Here is a 26,316-nt window from a genome sequence, read left to right on the forward strand (position 1 = left end):
GGCGGGCACGGCGGCGCGCCGGGCGAACCGCGGCACTGGAGGCGGCGGTGGCGGCGCGCACCGCCGACCTCAGCCGCGAGATCGCCGAACGCGCGGCGGCCGAGGCGCGGGCCGCGGATCTGCGCGACGACCTGCGCCAGGCCAACCGGCTCGCCGCGCTCGGGCAGATCACCGCCAGCGTCGCGCACGAGACGGCGCAGCCGGTCGCGGCGATCCGCAACTATGCCGCGGCCGGCGAACAGCTGCTCGACCGCGGCCAGGTCGAGGAGGTGCGCGGCAACCTGCGCGCGATCGACCGGCTGACCGAGCGGATCGGCGCGGTCACCGCCGAACTGCGCGGCTTCTCGCGCAAGGGCAGCGGCACGATCGGCCCGGTGCCGCTGATCGAGGTAATCGACGGCGCGCGCCTGATCCTGAAGGAGGGGCTGTCGCGCGTCGTGCTGTCGCTGCCCGACATCCCGTTCGACCTGCTGGTGGTCGCCGGGCGCGTGCGGCTGGAGCAGGTGGTCGTCAACCTTCTCCAGAACGCGATCGAGGCGCTGGCCGGGCGCGCCGATGCGGCGGTCACGCTGACGCTCGACCTGCATCCCGACACGGTGGTGCTGACCGTCGCCGACAATGGGCCGGGGATCGATCCGGCGATCGCCAGCCGCCTGTTCACGCCCTTCGCGACCAGCCGGCCCAAGGGCCTCGGCCTCGGCCTCATCATCGCGCAGGACATCATGGGCGACCTGGGCGGGTCGCTGCGGCTGGTGCCCTCGACAACCGGCGCCGCCTTTGCCGTCGAGCTGCGCCGGGCATGAGCGCGCAAGGCCGCGTCGCGCTGGTCGAGGATGACGAGGATCTGCGCGCCTCGACCGCGCAGCTGCTGACGCTGGCCGGCTTCGCGGTCGACGCCTGGCCGGCCGCGCCACCGGCGCTCGACGCGATCGACGCCGACTTTCCGGGCGTGGTCGTCACCGACATCCGCATGCCCGCCATGTCGGGGCTGGAGCTGTTCCGCACCCTCCACGATCGCGACCCGGCGCTGCCGGTCATCCTGGTCACCGGCCATGCCGACGTCGCGATGGCGGTCGACGCGCTGAAGGCGGGGGCATGGGATTTCCTGGCCAAGCCGTTCGATCCCGCCGCGCTGGTCGCCGCGGTCGGCCGGGCGATGACCGCGCGCGGCCTGGCGCTCGACAACCGCCGGCTGCGCGCCGCGGCGGCCAGCACCGACGAGACGGTCGCGGCCGGGCTGATCGGCCGATCGCCCGCCATACGGCGGCTGCGCGAGATGGTGCCGGTGCTGGCCGATGCCGGCATCGACCTGTTCGTCGAGGGCGAGACGGGCACCGGCAAGGAGCTGCTCGCCCGCCTGATCCACCGTGCCGGGCGCCGCGCACGACACCGCTTCGTTGCGGTCGCCTGCGCCGCGCTGCCCGATGCGGTGATCGACGGCGAGCTGTTCGGCGGCGCCGGCGCGGGCGGCGTTGCGGCATCGGCGCGCGGCACGCTGTTCCTCGACGATGTCGACCGCGCCTCGCCGATGCTGCAGGCACGGCTGGTGCCGCTGGTCGAGAACCGCGCCGTGCCGGGCAGCGGCGGCCGTGCGCCGACGCCGATCGACCTGCGCGTGATCGCCACCGGTGGTGAGGGTGGATCGGCGGCGATGCTGCCCGAGCTGTTCTATCGCCTCGCCGCGGTGCGCCTGCGCCTGCCGCCCTTGCGCGAGCGGCGCGAGGATGTGCCCTTGCTGTTCGCGCATCTGGTCGACGCCTCTGCCGCGCGGCTGCGCGTGCCGATCCCGCCGCTCACCGCCGCTGCGCGCGACCGGCTCGGCGATCACGATTGGCCGGGCAATGTCCGCGAGCTGGCGCATTTCGCCGACCGCTTCGTCCTGGGGCTGGAAGATCAGGCTGGCGCCGCCCTGCCCCCCGCCGGCACCCTGCCCGACCGTGTCGCCGCGTTCGAGCGCGACGCGATCGTCGAGGCGGTGCTTATCGCGGGCGGCGAGACGGGCGCGGCGATGGAGCAGCTGGGACTGCCGCGCAAGACCTTCTACTACAAGGTCCAGCGCCACGGCATCGACCTGGCGGCACTGCGCCGGCGGGTGCGGTCGGGTTAGCTCCCATCGTCATCCCGCGCAGGCGAGAGTTCAGGTCATGGCTGGAACCGAGCCTCAGCGGCTCTGGATGCCCGCATACGCGGTTCACCCACGAACGAAGGTCAGGATCGGACGTCCGCCATACCGCGCCTCGCCCGCGGCGCGGTAGCCGAGCCGTTCCGCCAGCCGGATCGAGGCTGCATTGTCGGGATCGATGATGCACCCCGTCCGCGCAACGCCGGCATGCCCCGCCCAGTCGAGCACCGCCTCCATCGCCTCGCGCGCCAGCCCGCGGCCGTGGGCGTAGCTTGCCAGCGTCCAGCCGGCTTCGGGCAGGTCGGGCAGCGGCGGCTCGACCGTGCGGCGCGAGGTCATCAGCCCTGCCTCTCCGACGATCTGCCCCGTCTCGGCCTCGCGCAGCACCCACATGCCGTGGCCGAAGGCGGTCCACTGGCCGATATGGCGCAGCAGCCGCAACCACACCTCCTCCCGATCGCGCGCGCGCCCGCCGATATGGGCGTAGACCAGCGGATCGGACCAGATCGCCGTCAGCGCGTCGAGGTCGTCGGGCCGATGGCCCGACAGGATCAGGCGGGCGGTGCGGAGCGTGGGTGCGGTCATCGCGGCCGGGTTCGCGCCGTTGCCGGGGAAATGCAACGGCGCGAACTGGTCGATCAGAAGCGGTAGCGGATCGAGCCCGTCACCGTCCGGCCATAGAGCGCGGTGTTGTTGAACACCGCCGAGGTCGACGACAGGATCGGGTTCAGGCTGCCGCCGCCACGGAAACCGAGCTTATCGAACAGGTTGTTGACGTTCAGCCCCAGCTCGACCCGGTCGACAGGGCGGAATTTCAGGAAGCCGCTGACGAAGGTCGACCCCTTGGCGGTGTAGAGGTTGAAGTCGTCGAGCGGCGTGCTGGTCTGCCCCGTGAAGCTCAGGCCGCCCGCGAACAGGCCGGCGTCGTAGGACGGGGACACCGAGAACAGCAGCTCCGGCTGGCCACCCGGCCGATTGCCGACCAGCGCCGCCGTGGCGCTGTCGGTGATCTTCGACTTGATGAACGTCCCGTCCGCGGCCAGGCGGAAATTGCCCAGGTTGAAGCGGCCGGTGAACTCGATGCCGTACGAGCGATAGCTGTTCGAGATGTTCGGGTCGTTGTTCGGCGCCGGGTTGTTGATGCGGGTGAAGTCGTAATTATTCTCGGTCAGGGTCGAGCGGAAGCCGGTGATCTCCGCCGTGTACGACCCGCCGAGCAGGTCACCGCGCTGCTTCAGGCCGACTTCCTGCTGGTTCAGATAGTTGATCGACACGCCGCGCCCGTTCTGGGTCAGCGAGCCGTCGGCGTTGAAATTGCCCGACAGCACCAGGCGGTCGGCGTTGAAGCGGCCGCCGCGGCTGACCCGGGCGAACACGCTGGTCGAGTTGGTGAAGGCATAGAGCGCACCCGCCGACCAGCTGACATAGTTGCGGCGATAGTCGATATTCTCGACCGTGCTGCTCGGCACCAGCGACGGCAGCAGGGCAGAACCGAGCGCGTCCGACACGCGGAAGAGCGGGCCGGTCTGGCCGCCCTGCGCAGTGCCCTCACCCTTCACGCTGTCCCAGCGGACGCTGGCGTCCAGCTCCAGCCCGCCACCCGAATAGTTGAACGAGCCGAACGCCGCATCGTCGGTGTATTTCAGGTCGACGGTGCGCTGGCAGCAGGTGCCCCAATTGTCGTTGAAGCCCGCCTGTCCCGCCGCGGTCAGCTGGTTGCCGGTCGGCGAGAACAGGTCGAGCGGCGCGGCATTCTCGCCGTTCAGCTCGCTATACTGGCGGTTGACGTGCCAGTCCTGCTGGATGTTCTGGCTCATGTGGAACCAGCCGGCGATCGCGCGCAGCGTGCCCGCACCGACGTCGAACTTCTTGGTCAGCTGCAGGTTGTTCACGAAATTGCCCATGTCGGTCATGCGCGTGTTGATGTTGGGATTATTGTTCACATAAGTGCCGGTGTAGAGCTGCCCCAGCTTCGGCCCCGCGGCGTAGCGGATCGACCCCACGGTGCTGCCGTTGACCGACGAGCCGAGCAGGCTGGCGGTGGTCTGCACGTTGATGAACTGGGTGGTGAAGTTGCCCTTCATATCAGTGTAGCGGATCGAGTCGTCGACGGTGAAGCCGCTGTCGAAGTCATAGTGCAGCTGCGCACCGATGGACGTGACGCGCGGGTGAATGCCCTCCACCTCGGCATTCTCGATCTGGCCGCCATTGGTCAGATACTGGAAGCTGCGATTGTAGATCGAGTAGCTCGATCCGTCGCGTCCGTCGAAGGTCGGCAGCGGGCTGAACCCGACGACCTTGTTGCCGTCGAGTTTGGCCAGAGACGGCGTGGTGGTGTTGGTCGGCGCCTGCTCGTCCAGCCGCTTGAACAGGATGCGGATGAAGCCCTTGTTGTCGGCGAAGTCCTTGGTGACGTTACCCTTGATCTGGTAGCCGCGCAGGATGTTCCAGTTCTCGTTGGTCAGGCCGCCGCCGTTGCGGGCATAGCCGCCAACGTGGAAGCGCAGGCTGTCGCTGATCGGCGCGCCGTAATCGAAATCGACGCGGTGCTCGCGATATCCCAGGCCATTCGAGTACGCGACCGAGCCGCCCGCGCGATCGCCGGTCTTGCTGATATAGTTGACGACCGCGCCCGGCGCCTGGCTGGTCGCGGTGGAGGCGGAGCCGCCGCGCACCGCCTCGACCCGCTCGACATTCTGGTCGAAGCGCAGCCAGTAATCGTTGTTGCCGAAGTTCATGTCACCGAACAGCGTGACGGGCAGGCCGTCCTCCTGCAGCGCGACATATTCCGAACCGCCTGTCGACACCGGGATACCACGCACGCCGATATTGGCGTTACCGCCCGGGCCGGCGGTGTCCGACGGCTGGAGGCCGGGGATCGAGCGCAGCACCTCCGCCTCCGAACGCGGCGTGAAGTTCTGGATCGATTCGTTGCTGACCTGGCTGACCGAGATCGAGCTGCGGAAACGCGAACGCTCGCCGGTGGTGGCGGTGACGACGATGTCCTCGCTCTGCGCCGCCGCATCGGGCACCGCGCCGGGGTCGGTCGCCGGGTTCGGCGCGCCAGGGGCGGTGGTGGCGGGCGTCGTCGCCTGCGACGGGCTTGCATCCTGCGCCGCGGCGGGAATTGCCCAGCAAGCGGCGGCGAGGGCCAGTATCGAGGTGCAGGAATAGCGATCGGCGCGCATCATCGTAGAATCCTCTCCTGAACGTTCCGCCGGCTCTTTGGCAGGCGATACCCTCGCGCTGATACGCACGTTTCAATCGTTTGCAAAGGAAAAATGCAAACGATTGCTGGCACAGCCTTGCCGTAGCGTCAGGCGGTGCCGATCAGGCGGCCGATGGTGTCGGCGTGGCGCGGCATCGTGTCGGCGACGCGCGCGATCGTCGCGGCGAGCCGCTCGACATAGGCGGTGCTCTGGCCTGCGTCGCTGGCATAGCCGAGCAGCGGATCGACACCGCGCGGCCAATTGAGCTGGCCGATATGCACCGCCAGCCAGCTCGCCGCGCCGAACAGGTCCATATCGCGCGCGATCAGCCGGCCACCGTCCTGGAAATGCGCGATCTTCAGCGCCAGCGTGTCGGGAATCGCCATCGCCGCGCAGTCGCGCCACAGCGGCGAATCGGCGCGCGCGGTCAGCTTGTAGTGAAGGATCAAAAAGTCGCGGATCCGCTCGAACTCGGTGATCGCGATCCGGTTATACTCGTCGATCACCAGCGGGTCGAAGGCGCGGGTGGGGAACAGCGCGAGCAGCTTGGCGATGCCCGCCTGGATCAGGTGGATACTGGTCGATTCCAGCGGCTCCATGAACCCGCTCGCCAGCCCGATCGCGATCACGTTGCGATGCCAGAACAGGTTGCGCCGCCCGGTGACGAAGCGCAGCGGGCGCGGATCGCCGAGCGGCTCGCCGTCGAGGTTCGCGAGCAGCGTCGCCGCCGCCTCGTCGTCGCTGACATGCCGGCTGGCATAGACATAGCCGTTGCCCGTGCGGTGCTGGAGCGGGATGCGCCACTGCCACCCCGCGGCGCGCGCGGTCGATCGGGTATAGGGCAGCGGATCGCCGTCCTGCATGGAGGGCACCGCCAGCGCGCGGTCGCAGGGCAGCCAGTGGGTCCAGTCCTGATAACCGGTGTGCAGCGCCCCCTCGATCAGCAGCCCGCGAAACCCCGAACAGTCGACGAACAGCTCGGCGGCCAGCACCCGCCCGTCGGCCAGGGTGACGCCTGCGACGCGTCCGCTCTCGCCATCGAGCGCGACATGCGCCACCCGTCCCTCGGTCCGCACCACGCCCCGCGCCTCGGCATAGCGGCGCAGGAATGCGGCGTAGAGCCCGGCATCGAAGTGATAGGCATAGTCGAAGGTCGAGCCGACGTTGCGCGGATCGCCGAGTGGCTGGGCAAAGCGCCCGCGGCTGGCGGCGCCCCACGCCATCGACAGGTCATCGAGCGGGATCTCGCATCCCGCCGCCCGCGCCGCCAGCCAGTGCTGGTGGACCGCGAGCATGTCGAACGGCTTCCCGAACGTGCCGAAGGGGTGGAAATAGCGGTGGCCGAGCTGCGCCCAGTCGACGAATTCGATTCCCAGCTTGAAGCTGCCCTTGGTCTCGCGGACGAAATTCGCCTCGGCGATGCCCAGCGTGTCGTTGAACAGGCGGATAGGCGGGATCGTCGCCTCGCCCACGCCGACGGTGCCGATCTCTTCCGATTCGACCAGCTCGATCCGGCAGCCGCGCGGCAGCGCATGGGCGAGCGCCGCGGCAGTCATCCAGCCCGCCGTGCCGCCGCCGACGATCAGGATAGACCGGATCGCATCGTCTGCCTTGTCGTCCATCATCGCCCTCCCCCGCGCGACGATCGTTCGTCGCTGCGGAGCCTCATACAGCGCCGCAAACGATTGTCGTCAAGCGAACAGCGTCACGCCTCCACCGGCAGTTGCGCCAGTTCGTCGTCGATGATCCGCTCGATCTTGGCGTGGAGCGCGGTGGCATCGCCGCCCTCGCTGGCGATGCGGCGACAGGTCAGTCCGGTGCCGATCGTCATGATGAAATCGGCGAGCAGGTCCAGCCTGGCAGGATCGGCATGGGCAGGAGCCAAAGAGGCGAGCGCGGTCGTCAGGCTGTCGCGCACCCGCCGCTCGATCCGGCGGTTGATCTCCGCCATCCGGTCGTTGCGGGCGATCTCGGCCAAGATCTCGGTCATCATCCGGCAATCCTCGATCGGCTCGTCGATCGCGAGCAGCCGCGTGATCCAGGTCCGGACCGCCGTCCGGTCGCCGCGATCGATCGCCTGGGCAAGGCACGCCTCGTGCAGGAATCCCTCGATATCGCGCTCGACGATCGCGGCGATGATGTCTTCCTTGCTCTGGAAGTCGCGATAGATCTGCCCGACCTTCACCCCCGAGGCGGCCGCGATCTGCGCCACGCCCGTGCTGTGAAAGCCGCGCTGGACGAACAGCGCCCGCGCGGTTTCCAGCAGATGTTCCCGCCGGGCATCGGCCCGGGTTGCACGCGCGGCATTGGTGCAGTGCAATAATTTCATTCTCGTCCCGGTCCCGGTGGCTTGCCAAGGATCGACCTTTAGGAGTAGTCGGCTGAACCGTGAATGATCGATCACTCACGAATTGGCAAGGCAGCAGGTCGAAACCATGAAGAATTCCGCGCCGGCAACCAGTATCGCCCTGATGCTCGCCGCCCTGACGCTTGCCGGATGCGGCGGCGGCAAGGAGCAGCAGCAACAGCAGCCGGCAGGCCCGACTCAGGTCGGCGTGGTCACCGTCCAGCCTCAGGCGGTGACGCTGACCACCCAGCTGCCCGGCCGTACCAACGCCTATGAGACGTCGGAGGTCCGTCCGCAGGTGAACGGCCTCGTCACCGCCCGGCTGTTCCAGGAGGGCGACTTCGTCCGCCAGGGCCAGGCGCTCTACCGGATCGATCCGTCGCCGTATCAGGCGCAGGTCGCCAGCGCCCGCGCCGCGGTGACGCGCGCCCGCGCCGCGATCGCGTCGAGCCGCGCGCTCGCCCGCCGCTACGGCGAGCTGGTCAAGATCAACGCCATCTCGCGCCAGGACTTCGAGAACGCGACGACGCAGGCGCAGCAGGCGGAGGCGGACGTCGCCGCGCAGCAGGCGGCGCTGCGCAGCGCGCAGATCGACCTTGCCCGCACCACGGTGCGCGCGCCGATCTCCGGCCGGATCGGCCGCTCGACCTTCACCACCGGCGCGCTGGTCACCGCGGCGCAGACCGAGCCGCTGACCACGATCCAGCGACTCGACCCGGTCTATGTCGATATCCAACAGTCGAGCGCCGACCTGCTCCGCCTGCGCCAGCAGATCATGGCGGGCCAGCTGTCGCGCGGCGGCGGTGCGGCGCGCGTGCGGCTGAAGCTGGAGGACGGCTCCACCTATCCGGTCGAGGGCACGCTGAAGTTCGCCGACGTCACTGTCGATCCGGCGACCGGTAGCCAGGCGATCCGCGCGCTGTTCCCCAATCCCAATTCGCTGCTGCTGCCCGGCATGTACGTCCGCGCCGAGCTGGTCGAGGGGACGCAAGGAAACGCGATCCTCGTCCCCCAGCGCGCGGTCACCCGCGACGAGAAGGGCAAGGCGACGGTGATGGTCGTCGGCCCCGACAACAAGGTGCAGCCGCGCGTCCTCACCGCCCCGCGTACGATCGGCGACAACTGGCTGGTCACCGACGGGCTGAAGGCCGGCGACAAGGTGATCGTGGAGGGCGGCATGATGCTGCGCCCCGGCATGCCGGTGAAGGCCGTCGCCTGGAACCCCAACGCTGCGCAGCAGCAGCCCGGCCAGCAGCCGGGCGGCGCGGGCGGACAGGATCAGAAGCCGGCCGCCGGCCAGGACCAGAAGCCGGCCGCCGCCGGCCAGGACCAGAAGCCGGCCGCCGCCGGCGAGGCAAAGTAACGCCCCATGTCCCGCTATTTCATCGACCGGCCCATCTTCGCATGGGTCATCGCCATGGTGCTGATGCTGGCCGGGGTCATCGCGATCCGCAGCCTGCCGATCGCCCAGTTCCCCGAGATCGCGCCGCCCGCGGTCGCGATCACCGCCACCTATCCCGGTGCCGATGCCGAGACGCTGGAACGCACGACGACGCAGATCATCGAGCAGCAGCTGAAGGGCATCGACAACCTCCGCTACTTCTCGTCCTCGTCCTCGTCGGCCGGCACGCTGACGATCACCCTGACGTTCGAGCAGGGCACCGATCCCGACATCGCGCAGGTGCAGGTCCAGAACAAGCTGCAGGCGGCCACCCCGCTCCTGCCGCAGGAGGTCCAGCGCCAGGGCATTCAGGTGACGAAGTCGGCGGCCAGCTTCCTGGTCGTCGTCGGCCTCGTCTCGCAGGACGGGTCGCACACCAACAACGACCTGGCCGACATGGTCGTGTCGAAGTTCCAGGACCCGATCAGCCGCGTGTCGGGCGTCGGCGAATTGCAGGTGTTCGGCGCGCAGTACGCGATGCGCATCTGGATCGATCCGCTGAAGCTCAACAGCTATCAGCTGACCGTCGCGGACGTGTCGGCGGCGGTGTCGGCGCAGAACGCGCAGGTGTCCGCCGGGCAGATCGGCGCGCAGCCGGCACCCAAGGAGCAGATGCTGAACGCGACCGTCTCGGTCCAGTCGCGGCTCCAGACGCCCGAGCAGTTCGGCGCGATCCGCCTGAAGACGACGACCAACGGCGCGGTCGTGCGGCTGAGCGACGTCGCCCGGGTCGAGCTGGGCGCCGAGAATTACGGCTTCGACGTCCAGTATAACGGCAAGCCCGCCGCCGGTTTCGGCGTGCGCCTCGCCGCCGGCGCCAACGCGCTCGACACCGTCCAGCTGGTCAAGGACCGCGCCGCCGAGATCGGCAAGACCCTGCCGCAGGACGTGAAGGTCATCTACCCCTACGACACCACGCCGTTCGTGCGGCTGTCGGTGGAGCAGGTGATCCACACCCTGGTCGAGGCGGTGATCCTCGTCTTTCTCGTTATGTTCCTGTTCCTCCAGAACTGGCGCGCGACCGTCATTCCGACGATCGCGGTGCCGGTGGTGCTGCTCGGCACGTTCGGGGTCATGGCGCTGGCGGGCTTCACCATCAACACGCTGACCCTGTTCGGCATGGTGCTGGCGATCGGCCTGCTGGTCGACGACGCGATCGTGGTGGTCGAGAACGTCGAACGCCTGATCGTCACCGAACACCTGTCGCCCAAGGAAGCCGCGCGCAAGTCGATGGACGAGATCAGCGGCGCGCTGATCGGCATCGGGCTGGTGCTGTCGGCGGTGTTCCTGCCGATGGCGTTCTTCGGCGGGTCGACCGGCGTCATCTATCGCCAGTTCTCGATTACCATCGTGTCGGCGATGGTCCTGTCGGTGATGGTCGCCCTGATCCTGACGCCCGCGCTGTGCGCCACCATCCTGAAGCCGCACGATCCCAAGCGGATCGAGGGCAACGGCATCTTCGCCCGCTTCTTCCGCTGGTTCAACGACAAGTTCGACCGCGGCCAGCACAAGTATGAGGGTGGGGTGAAGCGGACGGCGCGCAGCTGGAAGCGCTCGCTGCTCGTCTACGCGCTGATCGTCGCCGGCATGGCGGTGATCTTCATCCGCCTGCCCAGTGGCTTCCTGCCCGAGGAGGATCAGGGCACCGTGCTGGCGCTGGTCCAGGGTCCGGCGGGCGCCACCAGCGCGCGCACCGAGAAGGGGCTGACGCTGGTCCGCGACCATTTCCTGAAGCAGGAGGGCGCCAACGTCGCGGGCGTGTTCACCATCAACGGCTTCAGCTTCGCCGGACAGGGCCAGAATGCCGGCCTGGTCTTCGTCAACCTGAAGCCGTGGGACGAGCGCGGCGGCGCCGACAACAAGGCGCAGGCGATCGTCGGCCGCGCGATGGGCGCCTTCTCGCAGTACACCGACGGGATGATCTTCGCGCTGATCCCGCCGGCGGTGCAGGAGCTGGGCAATGCCACCGGCTTCGATGCGCAGCTGGTCGACACCGGCGGCATCGGTCACGAGAAGCTGGTCCAGGCCCGCAACATGATGCTGGGCATGGCCGCGCAGGACAAGGCGCTGGCGCAGGTCCGGCCGCTCAGCCTGGACGACGCGCCGCAGCTGAAGGTCAACATCGACGAGGACAAGGCGCGCGCCCTCGGCCTCGACCTGAGCGACGTGAACTCGACCATCGCCACCGCCTGGGGCGGCGGGTACATCAACGACTTCATCGACCGTGGCCGCGTGAAGCGCGTCTATGTCCAGGCCGATGCGCCCTATCGCATGTCGCCGGAGAATATCGGGCTGCTCTATGTGCGCAGCGCGACCGGGCAGATGGCGCCGTTCAACGCCTTCTCGACGCAGGAGTGGCGCAACGCGCCAGTGCAGCTGACCCGCTACAATGGCCAGTCGGCGATGCAGATCCAGGGCTCGCCCGCACCCGGCCAGAGCACCGGCGCGGCGATGAAGGCGCTGGAGGCGATCCACGCCAAGCTGCCGCCCGGCACCTCGCTGGAATGGACCGGCCTTTCCTATGAGGAGCGGCTGTCTGGCGGGCAGGCGCCGGCGCTCTATGGGCTGTCGCTGCTGATCGTGTTCATGTGCCTGGCGGCGCTCTACGAGAGCTGGTCGGTGCCGATCGCGGTGCTGCTGGTGGTGCCGCTGGGCGTCATCGGCGCGGTGCTGGCGGCGATGCTGACGGGGTTGAACAACGACATCTACCTTCAGGTCGGCCTCATCACCACGATCGGCGTCTCGGCGAAGAACGCGATCCTGATCGTCGAGTTCGCCGAGGAGCGGATTCGCGACGGCATGAACGCCTTCGACGCGGCGGTGGAGGCGGCACGCCTGCGCCTGCGCCCGATCCTGATGACCTCGCTCGCCTTCATCTTCGGCGTGCTGCCGCTGGCGGTGTCGACCGGGGCCGGCGCGGGCGGGCAGAACGCGATCGGCCGCGCGGTGGTCGGCGGCATGTTGTCGGCGACGGTGCTGGCGATCTTCTTCGTGCCGATGTTCTTCGTCGTGGTCAGCCGCCTGTTCGGGCACGGCAAGCACGAGGACGGCGAAGGCAAGGGCCGGCACCACGACGGCGACGCGCCACAGGGCGACGACCGGCCGTTCGACGCGGGCGAGGCGCCGCATGGCGGCCCGCAGCCGCAGGGAGCATAAGCAGTGACGAAATCCTTGATCTCGGCCCTGCTGGCGGCATCGACGATGCTGGCCGGCTGCAACCTGGCGCCGACCTATGTCCGGCCGGCGGGTGCGATCCCGGCGACCCTGCCACAGGGCGGCGCCTATCCGGCCGCCGCCACCGACGCGCGCGACGTGACGCGCACGGCGTGGCGCGACTTCTTCGTCGACCCGCGCCTGCGCGGCGTCATCGAGCTGGGGCTGGCCAACAACCGCAACCTCCAGCTCGCCGCCGCCAACGTGCTTCAGGCCCGCGCGCAGTACCGCGTCCAGCGCGCCGACCTGGTGCCGTCGACCACCGCGTCGGGTGCAGGCATCTATACCAACAACATCTTCGGCGCGGCGGGCAGCTCGGGTGCCAGCGCGGGCGCCGGAACCGGGACGGGCGCGGGCAGCGGGGCAGGTGCTGGAACCGGTGCCGGCGGCGCGGGTGCGGGCACCAGCGTCGGCACCGGCGCGTCGAGCAATATCGAGGCATACTCGGTCAACGCCGGCTTCTCGGCGTTCGAGCTGGATCTGTTCGGTCGGGTCCGCAATCTGTCGCAGGCCGCGCTCCAGCAATATTTCGCGACCGAGGAGGCCCAGCGCGCCGCCCGCGTCAGCCTGATCGCAGAGATCGCGACGGCCTGGCTGACCATGGCGTCCGACCAGGAGCAGCTGCGCCTATCGCGCGACACGCTGAAGACCTTCCAGCAGACGCTGGACCTGACCACCGCGCAGTTCCGCATCGGCGTCGGGTCCGAGCTGGAGGTGCGGCAGGCGGAGACCAACTACCAGTCCGCCCGCAACGACATCGCGACGCTCCAGACCCAGATCGCGCGCGACCAGAACGCGCTGAACCTGCTCGCCGGCACGACGGTCGCGGCCGACCTGCTGCCCGCCGACTTCGCCGCGCCGAACTACACGCTCGACGCGCTGCCCGCCGACATATCTTCGAACGCGCTGCTCCGCCGGCCCGACGTGCTCCAGGCCGAGCATCAGCTGATCGCGCAGAACGCCAATATCGGTGCCGCGCGCGCGGCCCTGTTCCCGTCAATCTCGCTGACCGCGACGCTGGGGACGATCAGCACCGCGCTGTCGGGCCTCTTCGCTGGTGGCAGCTTCACGTACAACGCCCAGCCGGCGGTGTCGCTGCCGCTGTTCGATGGCGGGCGGCTGCGCGGCAATCTGGACTATGCCCGCGCGTCGCAGCAGGCGGCGGTCGCCACCTATGAGCAGACCATCCAGACCGCGTTCCGTGAGGTCGCCGATGCGCTGGCGCAGCGGGGCACGATCGGCGAGCAGGTATCGGCCCAGTCCGCGCGTGCCAACGCCGCCCGCATCACCGCGCGCCTGTCCGACGCGCGCTTCCGCGCCGGCATCGATTCCTTCCTGACCACCCTCGACTCGCAGCGCGCCGCCTATGCCGCGCAGCAGAGTTTCGTCACCACCCGCCTGACGCGCGAGACGAACCTGATCGAGCTGTACCGTGCGCTGGGCGGCGGTCTGACCGGCGATGCCGATGCGCCGAAGGAAGCGCCGCTGCCGGCCGCGGACCGGTAAGCGACGCCACCCGCGGCATCCCGGCGCTGGCCGGGATGCCGCTGTCAGGCAGAGCCTATCGCACCAGATCGAAGGTCGTGTGCACGCCCTCCGCCTGTGCGGAGGGTGCGATCCACAGGTCGAACGTGCCCGGCTCGACCGTGGGTTGCAGGTCGAGCCCCAGGAACTGGAGCTGCTCGCGGGTCAGGGTAAAGGCGACGCGCTCGCTGGCGCCGGGCGCCAGCGCGACCTTGCGGAACGCCTTCAGCTCGCGGACCGGGCGGGTGATGCTGGCCACCCGGTCGCGGATGTAGAGCTGCACCACCTCCTCGCACGCGCGCGTGCCGCTGTTGGTGACGGTGGCGCTCACCTCCAGCTTGCCGTTCCAGCCGAGCGTCGGCGGGCTCACCGCCAGCCCCGCATAGGAAACCTTGCCATAGGTCAGGCCGTGGCCGAACGGGTAGAGCGCGGCGTTGGGTGCCGTGCGCCACTGCGCCTTGTAGGGCTGGCGCGGCCCCTCCGGCTGGGGACGCCCGGTCATCTTGTGATCGTAGTGATACGGCTCCTGCCCGCTCTCGTAGGGGAAGCTCATCGGCAGGCGGCCGGCGGGGCTGTAGGTACCGAACAGCACGTCGGCGATCGCGTGTCCGCTTTCCGAGCCGAGGAACCAGGTGACGAGGATCGCCGGCGCGTCGCGCACCGCCCCCTCCAGCGCCAGGCCACGGCCGTTCTTCAGCACGACGACGACCGGCTTGCCTGTTTTCGCTACCGCCTCGGCCAGTTCCATCTGCGGCGCGGGAACGGTGATCGACGTGCGCGACTGCGCCTCGCCCGACATGCCTTCGTTCTCGCCGATCGCGAGCAGCACGACGTCGGCCGCGTTCGCCGCGGCGACCGCCGCCTCGATCCCGCCGGCCAGCGGCTCCTCGACGCCCGAACCCGCGGTCACGCTGACATTGCCGGCACCGACCACCGCGCGCACGCCTGCTGCCAGATCGACGGCATTGGCGTTGTCGCCATAGACCACCCACGGCCCGTTCAGGTCGTGCTGACCGCTGGCGAACGGACCGATGATCGCGACCTTGCGATCCTTGGCCAGCGGCAGCACGTCGCCCTCGTTCTTCAGCATCACGATCGCCTTGCGCCCGGCCTCGCGCGACAGCGCCAGATTCACCTTGGTGCGCGAGCGGCTCTTCTCGCGGCGTGCGTCGATGCGGCGGAACGGGTCGTCGAACAGGCCCAGCATGTGCTTGACCGCGAGCACCCGCCGGACCGAGCGATCGACCACCGCCTGCGGCACCGCACCCTCGCGCACCAGCGCCGGCAGGTGGAGCGCGTAGAGGTTGGACTGCATGCTCATGTCGACGCCTGCCAGGATGGCGATGCGCGCCGCATCCTTGCCGTCCTTGGCAAAGCCCGCCGCGATCATCTCCTCGTCGCCGGTATAGTCGCCGACGACGATGCCGGGGAACTTCCACTCGTCACGCAGGACCTTGTCCAGCAGCCACGGATTGCCGTGCGAGGGCACGCCGTTGATCTCGTTGAACGAGGCCATGCCGCTCATCGCGCCAGCGTCGAACCCGGCCTTGTAGGGCGGCAGATAGACCTCGCGCAGGGTCCGTTCGGACAGGTCGACGACGTTATAGTCCAGCCCCGATTCCGCCGCGCCATAGGCCGCGAAATGCTTGACGCAGGCCATCATCGCGTCGTTCGCCTTCAGGTCCTTGCCCTGAAAGCCCTGCACGCGCGCGGCGGCGAACAGCTTGCCGAGCAGCACGTCCTCGCCCGCGCCCTCCATAGTCCGGCCCCAGCGCTGGTCGCGGGCGATGTCGACCATCGGGAAGAAGGTCCAGTCGATGCCCGCACCCGCCGCCTCGAACGCGGCGGCGCGCGCGGTGCGCATCGCCAGGTCGGGCTCGAAGCTCGCCGCCTCGGCGACCGGCACCGGGAAGATGGTGCGGTGGCCGTGGATCACGTCGGCAGCGAAGATCAGCGGGATCTTCAGCCGCGACCCCTTCATCACCGCCGCCTGCATCCGCTGCGCCATTGCCGCGCCGTTGCCGTTGAACACGCCGGTCAGCTTGCCCGCCACCGCATCGGCCAGCTGACCATCGAAATTGCTCGCGCCGCCCGGCGGGTTCAGCGCGGTGGCGACGCCGCCCGCCCAGGCCGCGGCGTTCAGCTGCAACTGGCCCGCCTTCTCCTCCAGCGTCATCCGCGCGAGCAGGGCGTCGACCGACGCGGGCACCGCGCCCGTGCCCGCCTGCATCACCAGCGCGCGTACCGGGCTGGCCGCCCAGGCGGTCGCCGCACCCGCGCCGAGCAGGGCCGCGCGCCGCGAAATCATCATGTCCGTCATCTCAGCGTCCATCCCCTCACCGGCCAAGGTTTCGCGTTGACCGTCGTCTGTAACCGGTTACATAGACGCGATGCTTGCCGCATGGCAATCATGGACCGACCCACGACGCGATGTCGAGCCATGATGAGGGAAGAGGGTGTGTTGAAGCCGGCATCCGCCACGATCCGCGACGTCGCGCGCCACGCCGCGGTGTCGGTCGCCTCAGTCTCGCGGGCGCTGAACGGGCACAGCAACGTCCATCCCGACACCCGCGCCCGCGTGCTCGCGTCGGCCAAGTCGCTCGGCTACGTTCCCCATGCCGGCGCGCGCAGCCTGTCGCTGGCGCGCAGCCACGCGATCGGCGTCGTCCTGCCCGACCTGCACGGTGAGTTCTTCTCCGAGATCGTTCGGGGCATGGACCGCGAGGCGGGCGCGCACGGCTATCACCTGCTGCTGTCCAACATGCATGCCGATGCCGAACTGGCGGCGCAGGCGATGCGGTCGATGCGCGGCCGGGTCGACGGGCTGATCGTGATGGCGCCGCAGATCGACGCGACCGGGCTGGACGAGGCGCTGCCCGCCGGCATCCCGACCATGCTCATCAACTCGCCCGACAGCACGGGCCGCGGCGCGATGCGGGTCGACAACCGCGCCGGGATCGACGCGATCGTCCGTCACCTGCTGGCGAGCGGGCGGCGCGCGCTGGTCCATGTCGCCGGTCCCGCCGGCAACATCGACGCTCGCGAGCGGCGCGAGGGGTTCCTGGCCGCGATGGCGCGCCACGCGCCCGGCCAGCCCTCGCGCGTGATCGAGGGCAATTTCCGCGAGGAGGCCGGCGAACGCGCCGTCGCCACACTGCTGGACGAGGGCGAGGCGGTCGACGGCATCGTCGCCGCCAACGACATGATGGCGCTGGGCGCGCTCCAGGCGCTCAGGGAAGCCGGGCTCGACGTGCCCGACGCGGTGGCGGTGACCGGCTTCGACGATGTGCCGCTCGCCCGCTACATGGGGCTGACCACGGTGCGCGTGCACCTGGCCGACATGGGCGCGCGCGCCGTGGCACGGCTGATCGACGCTCTCGAACATCCCTCGGACAGGCCGGGGGGCGACACCGAATGGCTGACGCCAACGCTGGTCGTCCGCACCACCACCACCGAACGGACGGACCCATGACCGACATGATCCTCGACCGCCGCACCCTCCTGGCCGGCGCACCGCTGGTCGCGGCGGGTGCGATGCTGCCCACTAGCGCTGGCGCAGCCGCCGCGAAACGCAGCCTGCCCGGCTGGTTCGACGATCTTGAGCACCGCACCTTCCGCTATTTCTGGGATCTCGCCAGCCGCAGGAACGGGCTGGTGCCCGATCGCTGGCCGACGCCGTCCTTCGCCAGCATCGCCGCGGTCGGCTTCGCGCTCACCGCCTATCCGGTCGGGGTCGAGCGCGGCTGGATCAAGCGGCAGGAGGCGCGCGACCTGACGTTGACGACGCTGCGCTTCTTCGAAACCGCACCCCAAGGCGACGCACCGAGCGGCACCAGCGGCCACAAGGGCTTCTTCTACCACTTCCTCGACATGGAAACGGGCACCCGCTTCCGCGACACCGAACTGTCGAGCGTCGACACCACGCTCCTGTTCCTCGGCATCCTGTTCGCCGGCGCCTGGTACGACCGTGCCGACCCGGTCGAGGCGGAGATCCGCCGCCTCGCCGAGCGGATCACCGAGCGTGCCGACTGGCCCTGGTTCACCAACGATCGCGGCACCGTGTCGATGGGCTGGCACCCCGGCCGCGGCTTCATCGAGCGCGCCTGGGACGGGTATAACGAGGGGATGATGGTCTATGTCGTCGGGCTCGGTGCCCGGTCGAAACCACTCGCCGACGGCGCATGGGACGCCTGGGCCAAGACCTATCCGGCGTTCTGGCGCGGCACCGGCGCCACCCGCCACCTCGCCTTCGCACCGCTGTTCGGGCACCAGTACAGCCAGATGTGGATCGACTTCCGCGACATCCGCGACGCGACGATGCGGCAGGCGAACATGGATTATTTCGAGAACAGCCGCCGCGCCACCTATGCCAACCGCGCCTATTGCATCGCCAACCCGATGCGGTGGGACGGCTATGGCAGGGATGTCTGGGGCCTGACCGCGTGCGACGGACCCGCCGATGTGAAGCGGATGTTCAAGGGCACCGAGCGGCAGTTCTACGGCTATGCCGCGCGCGGCCCGCTGGGCCAGCCCGACGAACGCGACGACGGTACGATCGCACCCACCGCCGCGCTCGGCAGCCTCGCCTTCGCGCCGGAGATCGTCGTGCCGGCGGCAGCGGCGCTGCGCAGGCAGCCGGGACTCTATGGGCAGTACGGGTTTCGCGACAGCTTCAACCCCTCGTTCCGCTACGCCGACGTGCCGTCCAACAGCGGCACCGTCAGCGCGACGCACGGCTGGGTCGCCAAGGACTATCTCGGCATCGACCAGGGTGCGATCAGCGGCGCGATCGCCAATCACCGGTCGGAGCTGGTATGGCAGACGATGCACCGCGCCCCGGCGATCCGCCGCGGGCTGGAGCGTGCGGGCTTCAATGGCGGCTGGCTGGCCCGGCGATAGTCACCGAACGACGACCGTTGCGCCTCGGCCACAGTCACCACCGAAAGACGCAGATCCTGTAAAGCATTGTTGAGCATCCTCCCCGTCCAAAGTAACCGGTTACATGACGAAACCGTTATTTTACGGAGACGGCGTCTGGCCGACGCGGCCCCGCCGACAGGAGAGGATGATTTCCATGAACAAGACCGTGTTCCGCGCGGCGCTGATCGCCGCGACCACCCTGGCCGCAGGCGCCATGCTGGCGCCGGTTGCCGCCACCGCGCAGGTCGGCCAGGCGTCTCTCCGCGGTCGCATCACCTCTCCGACCAGCAATGCCGCCACCGAAGTGTCGGCGATCGAGGTCGCCACCAACTATCGCCGCACCGTGCCGATCGCGGCCGACGGCACCTATAATTTCGCGTCGCTGCGCGCCGGCACCTACCGGCTCGAGGTCAAGCTCCAGAACGGCACGCGCAACTCCGACGAGTTCACGCTGCGCGTCGGCCAGAATGCCGGGCTCGACATCGATCTGACCACGGCCCCGACCCAGCCCGCCGAGGCGACCGAGGAGACCACCCCCGGCGGCACCGCGCAGGGCGAGGGCGGCGACATCATCGTGACCGGCAGCCGCATCCGCTCGCTGGCCGGCGGCCAGGTCGGCATCAACATCACCCAGCGGCTGATCGAGCAGCTGCCCCAGAACAACCGCAACTTCCTGGCCTTTGCCGACCTGGCGCCGGGCGTCCGCTTCGTAGAGGGCGAAGGCGGGCAGGCCCGCATTCAGGGTGGCGCGCAGGACAGCCGCACCGTCAACGTCTTCATCGACGGCGTCAGCCAGAAGGATTACGTCCTGAAGAACGGCATCACCGGTCAGGACTCCACTCCCGGCAACCCGTTCCCGCAGCTCGCCATCGGCGAGTATCAGGTGCTCAGTTCCAACTACAAGGCGGAGTTCGACCAGGTCAGCTCGGTCGCCATTACCGCGACGACCAAGTCGGGCACCAATGCGTTCCACGGCGAGGGCTTCATCGACTATACCGACCAGAAGCTGCGCGCGCGTCGCCCGACCGAGATCTACCCGACCAAGATCGACAAGGTCACCACGACCAACAAGCAGTTCGGCGGCGCTCTGGGTGGCCCGATCGTCAAGGACGTCGCGCACTTCTTCGTCAGCTACGAGGGCAAGCGGATCGACAGCCCCTATGACGTCCGCCCCGACAACGGCGTCCTGCCCAGCTCGCTGCCCAGCCAGCTGCAGCAATATTACGGCACCTTCTCGCAGCGGTTCAACGAGGACCTGTATTTCGGCAAGATCGACATCGTGCCGACCGATGCCGACCTGATCGAGTTCACCGGCAAGTATCGCAACGAATCCGGCGTGCAGATCGGCACCGGCATCGCCGCCGCCGAAACCGCGACCGCGAACCGGGTGAAGGAATGGCGCGGCATGGCCCGGTGGCAGCACACCGCCGACAACTGGATCAACGACGCGCGCCTGTCGTACGAGGACGTCAGCTGGTTCCCGTCGCCGATCACAGACGGCAATGCCAGCCTGTACCGCACCACCCAGATCAACGGCACGGCGACCTCGACCTTCAACCTGCTGCGCATCGGCGGCGGCGGCAATTTCCAGGACAAGGGGCAGAAGGGCTGGACCTTCCAGGACGACTTCACCTGGACCGGGATCGAGCGCCACACGATCAAGGTCGGTGGCAAGGCGAAGTGGGTGCGGCTGAACTCGGTCCAGCAGAACCTGAGCAACCCGCTGTTCAGCTATGACACGACGCTGGGCGGCGGCTTCAACACCACCCTGCCCTATCGGCTGGAATTCGGTGCGGCGATCGGCGACGCCGATCCCGCGATCCGCTCGAACAATTTCCAATTCGGCATCTACGCGCAGGACGACTGGGACGTCACCGATCGCCTGACCCTGAACATCGGCCTGCGCTGGGATTATGAGCGCACGCCCGCATATCTCGACTATGTGCCATCGGCGGCGCAGGTCGCGGCGGTGTCGTCGATCAACTATCCGAACCTGAACAACGCCGATTACGACATCAACGATTACATCTCGAACGGCAGCAACCGTAAGACGTTCAAGGGTGCGTTCCAACCGCGGCTCGGCTTCACCTACCGTTTCGACGAGGCGGGCCGCTTCTCGATGTTCGGCGGCTATGGCCGCTCGTACGACCGCAATCAGTTCGATTTCCTGCAGCAGGAGCTGGCGCAGGGTGCCTATGCCACCCGCGTGTTCAACTTCATCGGCAACGATACGCAGAATCCCTGCACCGCGGGTTCGACCTGCATCGCCTGGGATCCGGTCTATCTGACGCCCGAAGGACGCCAGCGGCTGCTGGCTGGAACGTCAGGCGGCGGGCGCGAGTTGCGCTTCATCAACAACGACCTGAAGGTGCCCTATTCGGACCAGTTCAGCCTGGGTCTGCGGGGCCGGTTCAGCCCGGTCGAGCTGGAGGTCGGCTATACCCATATCGAGAGCAAGGACGGTTTCGTCTATCTGCTGGGCAATCGCCGTCCGGACGGATCGTTCTTCTACAACGATCCCGCGAGCGCGACCGACGTGCCCAATTCGCCGTTCAACTTCACGCCGCCGGGCTTCAATTCGATCATCATCGGCAGCAACGGGCTGGAGACCAGCTCCGACGCCGCCTATGTCAAGCTGACCAAGACCTACTCGGCCGCCTCGCCGTGGAGCCTGGACGCGACCTATACCTATACCGAGGCGACCGAGAACCGGCAGTTCGGCGAGACCTTCTCGCTCGATTATCCGTCGATCAACGACTATCCGGTCCTGCGCTCCTCGGGTGTGCCGCGTCACCGCTTCGTCGCGGCGGGCAGCGTCGATACGCCGATCGGCGTGACGCTGTCGGCGAAGTTCCAGATCGAGTCGCCTCTATACCAGAAGGCGTTCATCAACTCGGCGGTGCCGTTCGAGCGCGTTCTCATCGGCGGCTTCCGCGACTCGCTCGGCGATATCTGGGGCCGACGCCAGCTCGACGTGGCGGTCACCAAGTATATCCCGCTCGGCTTCATCACCGATGACACGCGGATCCGTTTGCGCGTCGACATCATCAACCTGATGAACGACCGCAACTATGTCGACTTCAACAACAACCCGGCCGACAATGTCCGCGATGCAGGCTCGCCGACCGTGTATGGCGAGCGGGTCGGCTACAGCATCGGTGGCAACCAGCCGCGCACGATCAAGCTGTCGGCGGGCTTCTCGTTCTGACCTGACATCGGCGGGCGGCCTCGGGGCTGCCCGCCACTCCGCTTTTATCGCAGCAACCGGTCCACCCGCGCGGTCAGGTCGTCGACCGCGAAGGGCTTGGTCAGCACCTCCATGCCGCGTGCGATGTGGCCGTGGTTCAGGACGGCGTTCTCGGCATAGCCGGTGATGAACAGGATCTTCAGCTCCGGGCGCAGCGCGCGAGCGGCCTCGGCGACCTGGCGGCCGTTCATCCCGCCGGGCAGGCCGACATCGGTGATGAGCATGTCGATATGCTCGGCCGCCTCGAGGATGCGCAGCCCCTCGGCGCCGTCGCCCGCCTCGGCACAGGCATAGCCCAGCTCCGCCAGCGCATCGACGACCAGCATCCGCACCGTCGGCTCGTCGTCGACCACCAGCACCGTCTTGCCGGTCGCGGCGCGCAGCGGCGTCGCCTTGAGCGGCGCCTCGTCCACCTCCTCGGCGTCGCCCAAGTGGCGCGGCAGGTACAGGCACACCATCGTTCCCTGCCCCACCTCGGAGTAGATGCGGACATGGCCGTGGCTCTGGCGTGCGAAGCCATAGACCATCGACAGGCCCAGCCCGGTGCCCTCGCCCAGCGGCTTGGTCGTGAAGAACGGGTCGAACACGCGGGCCAGCGTTTCCTTGTCGATGCCGGTACCAGTGTCGCTGACACAGACGGTGACATATTGCCCCGCCTCCAGCCCGCGCTCGGCGGCGGTGCGGTGGTCGATCCACTTGTTGGCCGTCTCGATCGTGATCCGGCCGCCGTCCGGCATCGCGTCGCGCGCGTTGATGCACAGATTGAGGATCGCGTTTTCCAGCTGGTTGGCATCGACCAGCGCCGGCCACAGCCCGGCCGCGGCGATCGTCTCGACCCGGATGTCGGGGCCGACGGTGCGCTGGATCAGCTCGACCAGCTCGCTCATCAGGCGGTTGACGACGATCGGCTTGGGGCTGAGCGTCTGCCGGCGCGAAAAGGCGAGCAGGCGGTGGGTCAGCGCCGCGGCGCGCCGGGTCGCGCCCTGCCCCGCCGCCAGATATTTCTCCACGTCGCGCCCGCGCCCCTGCGACAGGCGGGTGCCGATCATCTCGAACGCGCCCGAGATCCCGGCGAGCAGATTGTTGAAATCATGCGCCAGCCCGCCGGTCAGCTGGCCGACCGCCTCCATCTTCTGCGCCTGGCGCAGCCCTTCCTCCGCCTCGCGCAGCCGGGCCTGTTCCGCCAACCGCTCGGTCACGTCGTAGACGAACTGGAACGCGCCGATCTGCCGTCCCTCGGCATCGCGCAGGGCGTTGAAGCGCATTTCGTAATAGCGGTCGTCGCCGGGACGGTCGACCGGCGCGATCTCGACGAACTCCTCACCCGACAGCGCGCGTGCCCATAGCGCGGCGACCCGCGCCTGGGCGGCGGGCTGATCGTCGAGCAGCGAGATCAGATTGTCGCCGATCTGCGGAGCGATGCCAAAGCTGCGCTCCAGCTCCCACACCGCCGCACCGTTGATCGCCAGCAGCCGCCCGGTCATGTCGGCGATGATGACATAGGCGTCGGTGCCCTCGACCACATCGGCCAGCACCTTGCGCTCGGCGAGCGCCTCGGCGACGCGCGCTTCCAGCGTCTCGTTCAGGCGGACGAGTTCCAGCTCGGCCCGGCGGCGGCTGGTGATGTCCTGGAACAGCACCGCGACCTGGTTGCGGCTGGCCGGCTCGACCCGGAAGGCCGAGAGCGACAGGTAGCGGCCGGTCGCCTCCAGCTCGCGCTCGAAGCGGATCGGCGTGCCGGTGCGCAGCACGCTGCCATAACGCTCAACCCAGTCGCCCGCCTCCGCCGGCACCATGGTACGCACCTTCTGCCCGACGACATCGGGAATGCCGGCGTTCAGCGCATAGGCGGCATTCGCCTCGACATGGACGTAGTCGCTCAGCGGGCCATCGGGTCCGTCGATGAACTCGATGATGCAGAATCCTTCGTCCATCGAATCGAACAGGATGCGATAGCGGTCGTCCTGCTCGCGCCGCTCGGTCGATGCGAGCCGCAGGTTCAGCTGGTTCATCAGCTGGCGCGCCATCACCTTTAGCGCACGCTGCTGCACGTCGCCCAGATCATGCGGCCGCGTGTCGAGGACGCACAGCGTGCCGATCGCCAGCCCGTCGTCGGTGCGCAGCGGTGCACCGGCGTAGAAGCGGAGCCCCGGCTCGCCGTGCACCAGCGGATTGTCGGTGAAGCGTGGGTCCAGCCGCGCGTCGGGGACCAGCATGAACTCCTCTTCGAGGATCGCCAGATTGCAGAACGAGGTTTCCAGCGGCGTCTCGCGCACGCCCAGCCCGACCTCGGCCTTGAAGAACTGGCGCCCCTCGCCGATCAGGTTCACGACCCCTATCGGGGTGCCGCACAGGTCGGCGGCGAGCTGCGCGACCTCGTCGAACGCCGCCTCGCGCGGCGTGTCCATGATCGCGTAGCGGTCGAGCGCCGCGAGCCGCCGCCGTTCGCGCTGCCGCGGGGTTTCCTGCTCGCTGTCCGTCATGTCTTCGGTAGAGCCCCTGAAGCGAGGATCGGCGGCCCGTTCCCCTTACCCATCGAAATCCCATGCCGCCGCCCAAGGGCGGGCGCGACGCGGGTCAGGCTCTAGCAACGGCGTCCGGGGCAAGACGATCCGCGATAACCTGGATTATCGCGGACCGCGGCACCCGGGCCACACTCACCACCAGGTGGCGTAGAGCGCGATCAGGATCAGCACCACGCCGATCGCGGCGATGTTGAAGCTGGACGCCGTGGCGTAGCTGACGTCGCTGGTGACGACGCGGTTGGCCTCGCGGGCCTGCGGGCGGGCGAGCGACACCACCACCGCGAGGGCCAGCGTCGCCAGGAACACCACGCCCATTCGGTCGATGAAGGGCAGGTCGGGCAGGCCGTATTTCAGCGCGATCGACAGCACGAACGATCCGATCGCGGCGACCAGCGCCCCCGCCTCGGTCGCGCGCTTCCAGAACAGGCCGAGCAGGAAGATCACGGTGATGCCGGGGGTGAAGAAGCCGGTATATTCCTGGATATACTGAAACGCCTGGTCCGACTTGCCGAGCAGCGGCCGGGCGGTGACCATTGCGATCACGATCGCCACGCCCGCCGCGATCCGGCCGACCGTGACCAGCCGGCGCTCCATCGCCGGATCCCGCGCGGCGCCCTCTTCCGCCCGGCTCGGCGCGCCCTTGCGCTTGGCGTAGAGGTCGAGGGTAAAGATGGTCGCGATCGAGTTGATCTTGGAGGCGGTCGACGCGATGATCGCGGCGATCAGCGCGGCGAAGACGAGGCCCAGCAGCCCCGGCGGCAGCAGCCGCAGCATCGTCGGATAGGCCTGGTCCGGCTTGGCGAGGTCGGGCGCCAGCACCACCGCGGCGATGCCCGGCAGGACGATGACGAACGGCATGACCAGCTTCAGGAAGGCGGCGAGCACGATGCCCTTCTGCGCCTCCGGCAGGTCCTTGGCGGCCAGCGCACGCTGGATGATGTACTGGTTGAACCCCCAATAGCTGAGATTCGCGATCCACATGCCGCCGATCAGCACCGAGATGCCGGGCAGATCCTTGTAGAAGGGATTGTCGCGCGACAGGATCATGTCGAAATGTCCCGGCGCCGCCTGGCTCAGCTTGGTGAAGCCGCCCAGGATGCCGGCGTCGCCGCCGATCTGCGACAGGGTGATCGCCGACACGCACAGTCCGCCGAACACCAGCAGCGTGACCTGGACGATGTCGGTCAGCGCCACCGCCTTCAGCCCGCCCTTCAGCTGATAGAGGAGCGCGAACAGGCCGAGGCCGACCAGCGCCACGTCCTGATCGACGCCCGCCACCTGGTTGACCGCGATCGAGCCCAGCCAGATGATCGAGGTCAGGTTGACGAAGACGTAGAGCCCCAGCCAGAACACCGCCATCAGCGTGCGCAGGCTGGGACCGTAGCGCTGTTCCAGGAATTGCGGCATCGTGTAGATGCCGTTCCTCAGGAAGATCGGCAGGAACCATTTGCCGACGATCAGCAGGGTCAGCGCCGCCATCCACTCGTAGGACGAGATGGCGAGGCCGATCGCGTAGCCCGACCCGGCCATGCCGACGATCTGCTCGGCCGAGATGTTGGCCGCGATCAGCGACGCGCCGATCGCCCACCAGGGCAGCGATTTGGACGCCAGGAAATAGTCGGAACTGTCCTTCTGGTGCCCGGCCTTCTCGCGGCTGACCCATTGCGCCAGCACGAAAATACCGATCGCATAGGCGATCACCACCACCAGATCGATCGTCGACAGTGTCACGCCCCGCTCTCCCCCTTCAACGCGCCCCCTTGCAGTC

Annotated in this window: 15 protein-coding genes; 8 read left to right on the forward strand and 7 right to left on the reverse strand. The window is 68.6% G+C overall.

Translation table 11 applies throughout. The annotated features are described in order from the left end of the window. Both Q5H91_RS15235 and Q5H91_RS15240 read left to right on the forward strand, forming a co-directional pair. Positions 1-803 (forward strand): sensor histidine kinase (locus tag Q5H91_RS15235; RefSeq protein ID WP_305174309.1); only part of this gene is annotated, 803 nt, incomplete at its 5' end. Continuing rightward, on the forward strand, positions 800-2,107 hold the full coding sequence (locus tag Q5H91_RS15240; protein WP_305174310.1) for a sigma-54-dependent transcriptional regulator: 1,308 nt from the start codon (positions 800-802) through the stop codon (positions 2,105-2,107). The genes Q5H91_RS15235 and Q5H91_RS15240, both read left to right, overlap by 4 nt. A gap of 84 nt (positions 2,108-2,191) precedes the next feature. On the opposite strand, the gene Q5H91_RS15245 is transcribed toward Q5H91_RS15240, so the two are convergent. From Q5H91_RS15245 to Q5H91_RS15260, 4 genes are all read right to left on the reverse strand, one after another. After that, the gene (locus tag Q5H91_RS15245; RefSeq protein WP_305174311.1) at positions 2,192-2,707 is read right to left on the reverse strand and encodes a GNAT family N-acetyltransferase; all 516 of its coding nucleotides are present in this window, start codon (positions 2,705-2,707) and stop codon (positions 2,192-2,194) included. Positions 2,708-2,760: 53 nt separating this feature from the next. Then, positions 2,761-5,313 carry a TonB-dependent receptor domain-containing protein gene (locus tag Q5H91_RS15250; protein ID WP_305174312.1) on the reverse strand — a complete coding sequence of 851 codons (2,553 nt, stop codon included), beginning with the start codon at positions 5,311-5,313 and terminating at the stop codon, positions 2,761-2,763. A gap of 125 nt (positions 5,314-5,438) precedes the next feature. Then, positions 5,439-6,956 carry a tryptophan halogenase family protein gene (locus Q5H91_RS15255; protein WP_305174313.1) on the reverse strand — a complete coding sequence of 506 codons (1,518 nt, stop codon included), beginning with the start codon at positions 6,954-6,956 and terminating at the stop codon, positions 5,439-5,441. A gap of 80 nt (positions 6,957-7,036) precedes the next feature. Beyond that, positions 7,037-7,660, reverse strand: a complete 624-nt coding sequence (locus tag Q5H91_RS15260) for a TetR/AcrR family transcriptional regulator (RefSeq protein ID WP_305174314.1) — start codon at positions 7,658-7,660, stop codon at positions 7,037-7,039. Between the two features lie 106 nt (positions 7,661-7,766). Here Q5H91_RS15260 and Q5H91_RS15265 point away from each other — a divergent pair, with 106 nt between their 5' ends. Genes Q5H91_RS15265 through Q5H91_RS15275 form a run of 3 tightly spaced genes read left to right on the forward strand, consistent with a single transcriptional unit; the run spans position 7,767 to position 13,838 of the window. Continuing rightward, complete coding sequence (locus Q5H91_RS15265) at positions 7,767-9,041, forward strand: efflux RND transporter periplasmic adaptor subunit (protein ID WP_305174315.1); 1,275 nt, start codon at positions 7,767-7,769, stop codon at positions 9,039-9,041. A 6-nt stretch (positions 9,042-9,047) separates the two neighbouring features. Beyond that, positions 9,048-12,275 (forward strand): efflux RND transporter permease subunit, encoded by a 3,228-nt coding sequence (locus Q5H91_RS15270; RefSeq protein WP_305174316.1) that lies wholly within the window; start codon positions 9,048-9,050, stop codon positions 12,273-12,275. A 45-nt stretch (positions 12,276-12,320) separates the two neighbouring features. Beyond that, positions 12,321-13,838, forward strand: coding sequence for an efflux transporter outer membrane subunit (locus Q5H91_RS15275; RefSeq protein WP_305174368.1), 1,518 nt, complete (start codon positions 12,321-12,323; stop codon positions 13,836-13,838). Positions 13,839-13,893: 55 nt separating this feature from the next. Here Q5H91_RS15275 and Q5H91_RS15280 read toward each other — a convergent pair whose 3' ends face one another. Next, positions 13,894-16,176, reverse strand: coding sequence for a glycoside hydrolase family 3 N-terminal domain-containing protein (locus Q5H91_RS15280; RefSeq protein ID WP_305174317.1), 2,283 nt, complete (start codon positions 16,174-16,176; stop codon positions 13,894-13,896). A gap of 141 nt (positions 16,177-16,317) precedes the next feature. Between Q5H91_RS15280 and Q5H91_RS15285 the strand changes: the two genes are divergently transcribed. The 3 genes from Q5H91_RS15285 to Q5H91_RS15295 all read left to right on the forward strand — a co-directional run bounded on the left by Q5H91_RS15285 (position 16,318) and on the right by Q5H91_RS15295 (position 21,984). Further along, the gene (locus tag Q5H91_RS15285; protein WP_305174318.1) at positions 16,318-17,328 is read left to right on the forward strand and encodes a LacI family DNA-binding transcriptional regulator; all 1,011 of its coding nucleotides are present in this window, start codon (positions 16,318-16,320) and stop codon (positions 17,326-17,328) included. Then, positions 17,325-18,755: a glucoamylase family protein gene (locus tag Q5H91_RS15290; RefSeq protein WP_305174319.1), complete on the forward strand. Its 1,431-nt coding sequence runs from the start codon at positions 17,325-17,327 to the stop codon at positions 18,753-18,755. Before Q5H91_RS15285 ends, Q5H91_RS15290 begins: the two co-directional genes overlap by 4 nt. 175 nt (positions 18,756-18,930) lie before the next feature. After that, on the forward strand, positions 18,931-21,984 hold the full coding sequence (locus Q5H91_RS15295; protein ID WP_305174320.1) for a TonB-dependent receptor: 3,054 nt from the start codon (positions 18,931-18,933) through the stop codon (positions 21,982-21,984). A 44-nt stretch (positions 21,985-22,028) separates the two neighbouring features. On the opposite strand, the gene Q5H91_RS15300 is transcribed toward Q5H91_RS15295, so the two are convergent. Together Q5H91_RS15300 and Q5H91_RS15305 are read right to left on the reverse strand one after the other, a co-directional pair. Then, positions 22,029-24,506: an ATP-binding protein gene (locus tag Q5H91_RS15300; RefSeq protein ID WP_305174321.1), complete on the reverse strand. Its 2,478-nt coding sequence runs from the start codon at positions 24,504-24,506 to the stop codon at positions 22,029-22,031. Between the two features lie 174 nt (positions 24,507-24,680). Then, entirely contained in the window at positions 24,681-26,279 is a 1,599-nt protein-coding gene (locus Q5H91_RS15305; RefSeq protein ID WP_305174322.1) for a sodium/sugar symporter, read from the reverse strand. Positions 26,280-26,316: the final 37 nt, after the last annotated feature.

Source organism: Sphingomonas aurea (assembly GCF_030678875.1).
In the GTDB taxonomy this organism is placed as follows: domain Bacteria; phylum Pseudomonadota; class Alphaproteobacteria; order Sphingomonadales; family Sphingomonadaceae; genus Sphingomonas; species Sphingomonas aurea.